A 2,551-nucleotide genomic window follows, 5' to 3' on the forward strand; every position below is an offset into this window, starting at 1 on the left:
GGGCCTTCGGCGTCGATGACCGCCTTGAGCAGAGAGCTTCGGGGCGCGGGCTTCAGCGTTGTTTCCACTTGATCGAGCAGCCGATGCTGGGGATCTGCTCCCGCGGCCCTCGGCCGGTCTTGGCAATCTGCACCATCGCCTCAAACAGCTCCCGGCGGGCGTTCTCCGGCGCCGCTTCTTTGCGCGAAGCATCCAGCCGGCCCCGGTACTGGAGCGCCAGGTCGGCGTTGAAACCGAAGAAATCCGGGGTGCATACCGCCCCGTAGGCTCGGGCCACCTCCTGGGTTTCGTCCAGCACGTAGGGGAACGGGAAGTCGAACTCTTTCGCCACTTTCACCATGTTTTCGAAAGAGTCCTCGGGATACTCGCTGGGGTCGTTGGACATGATGGCGATTGCGCCAATGCCGTGGGACTTGAGCTCGCGGCAGTCGCGCACGATGCGCGGCCGCACGGCCTTCACGTAGGGGCAATGGTTGCAGATGAACATGACCAGCAACCCGTTCGGTCCGCGCACGGAGGAGAGGTTGTAGCGCTTGCCGTCTACACCGGGCAGGTCAAAGTCCACTGCCTTCCAGCCGAAGTTGCACACCGGGGTTTCGGTTGCCGCCATACTTGTCTTGGATCCGTCGAGAACGTTTTCGCTCCCGGGCCGCCGGGCCCGGATTTGAGGCTAGCTTCTAGTTTATCATGGCGCCATTTCTGCTGACTTCGATGGCCTTTCCCCGCTTCTATTGCCCAGCCCTTGCCCAGGAGCCTGCGCGGGTGAGCCTGCCCCCCGCCGCCGCCCACCACGCAACCCGGGTGTTGCGGCTCAAGGTGGGGGATCGGGTCGGCTTGTTCGACGGCCGTGGGACCGAGGCCCTGGGAGCGGTGGCCGCCGTCGAGCGTCAGGGGGTGCACGTACAGGTACTGGAATGGCGCCCGGCACCCCCGGTGCCCGCCCTGGAGCTCACCCTGGCCCAGGCCTTGTGCACCCAGGAAAAAATGGATTGGGTGGTGCAGAAGGCGGTCGAGCTGGGGGTAGCCCGGATCCAGCCCTTGGCGACCGAGCGCAGCCGGGTACGGCTCGCGCCCGAGCGGGCGGCGCGGCGCCGGGTGCATTGGGAAGGGGTGGTGGTGGCCGCCTGCGAGCAGTGCGGCCGCAGCCGCCTGGCCGAGGTCGGCCCGGTCCTCTCCCTGGGAGCGTGGCTCGAGCGGCAGGGGCCGCCCGTCCTGGAAGAGCGGCGCCTCCTGCTCGCGCCCCAGGCCTCGGTGGGCCTGTCCGGCCTGGCGCCCCCGACCCGGGCGGTGACGGTGCTGGTGGGCCCCGAGGGAGGCTTGACCGAAGAGGAGATGCGGGAGGCGGTGGCGGCAGATTTTCAGCCGGTGCGGCTTGGGCCTCGGGTGCTGCGGACGGAGACGGCTGCAGTGGCGGTCCTCTCAGCGATCCAAGCCCTGTGGGGGGACTGGCGCTGACGCCCGCCGGCTGCCCGCTCCATTACAATCCCATCGCTCAATTTCAATCCCATTGCGCGATTTCGAAAAAGAAGCACCGATGAAAGCCGCGGCTTCCCCTCCGACGCCCGAATTCGTGCGCTGGTTCCGTTCGGTCGCCCCCTATGTGAACGCCTTTCGCGGCCGCACCTTCGTGGTGGCCTTCGGCGGGGAGGCGGTAGCGGACGAAAAGTTCGTCGGGCTCACCCATGACTTCGCCTTGCTCGCTAGCCTCGGTATCCGCCTCGTGCTGGTACACGGGGCGCGCCCCCAGATCGAAGCGCGCATGAAGGCGCAGGGGGCGCGGGATCGTTATGTGCAGGGCCTGCGGGTGACCGACGGGCTTGCCCTGCAGTGCGTCAAGGAGGCGGTAGGGCGCATGCGCCTGGAGATCGAGGCGCTGCTTTCCACCGGATCGCCGGGGGCCGGGGCCCGCATCCGGGTGGCCGGGGGCAATTTCGTCACCGCCCGGCCCGTGGGTGTCATCGCCGGAGTGGATCTCCTGCACACGGGGCAGGTACGGCGGGTGGACGCCGAAACCATCGCCGCGCGCCTTGCCGACGGCGAAGTGGTGTTGCTCTCGCCCCTCGGGTTTTCCCCCACCGGAGAGGTGTTCAACCTGGCGATGGAAGACGTGGCCGCCGCGGCGGCGATCGCCCTCAAGGCGCAAAAGCTCATCTTCCTCGGGGACGCCCCCGGCGTGCCGAAAGAGGACGGGGAGCTCGCCCGGGAATTGACAGCAAGCGAGGCGGAAGCGCTGCTCAAGAGGCCAGGTCTCCTCTGCGGGGAGACCCGCAGCCACCTGGAGGAGGCGGTGCGGGCCTGCCGCGAGGGGGTGGGGCGTGCCCACCTGATCAGCCGGCACGTGGACGGGGCCATCCTGCAGGAGCTCTTCACCCACGAAGGCACCGGGACCATGGTGACGGCAGGCCCCATTGAGGCGCTGCGGGGCGCCACGATCGACGACATCGGCGGCGTGCTCAAGCTCATCGAACCCCTCGAGGCGGAGGGGATTCTGGTCAAGCGGGGGCGGGAACTCCTCGAGCGGGAGATCGACCGCTTCCTGGTGGCCGAGCAC

At 68.3% G+C, this 2,551-nt stretch carries 3 protein-coding genes; 2 read left to right on the plus strand and 1 reads right to left on the minus strand.

The window, feature by feature from the left end; genetic code table 11:
- Positions 1–52: 52 nt before the first annotated feature.
- Positions 53–610 (minus strand): thioredoxin family protein, encoded by a 558-nt coding sequence (locus V7Q81_RS15670; RefSeq protein WP_333845198.1) that lies wholly within the window; start codon positions 608–610, stop codon positions 53–55.
- 101 nt (positions 611–711) lie between these two features.
- On the opposite strand from V7Q81_RS15670, the gene V7Q81_RS15675 reads away from it, so the two are divergent.
- Positions 712–1,455: a 16S rRNA (uracil(1498)-N(3))-methyltransferase gene (locus V7Q81_RS15675; RefSeq protein WP_333845203.1), complete on the plus strand. Its 744-nt coding sequence runs from the start codon at positions 712–714 to the stop codon at positions 1,453–1,455.
- Positions 1,456–1,534: 79 nt separating this feature from the next.
- On the plus strand, positions 1,535–2,551 hold a 1,017-nt coding region (argA, locus tag V7Q81_RS15680), incomplete at its 3' end, for an amino-acid N-acetyltransferase (protein WP_333845200.1).

The organism is Pelomicrobium sp., assembly GCF_036803785.1.
GTDB lineage: Bacteria > Pseudomonadota > Gammaproteobacteria > Burkholderiales > UBA6910 > Pelomicrobium.

Excerpts from the sequence above, each read along its gene's own strand:
- V7Q81_RS15670 (WP_333845198.1), bottom strand. The coding sequence starts at position 610 with ATGGCGGCAACCGAAACCCCGGTGTGCAACTTCGGCTGGAAGGCAGTG.
- V7Q81_RS15675 (WP_333845203.1), top strand. The coding sequence starts at position 712 with ATGGCCTTTCCCCGCTTCTATTGCCCAGCCCTTGCCCAGGAGCCTGCG.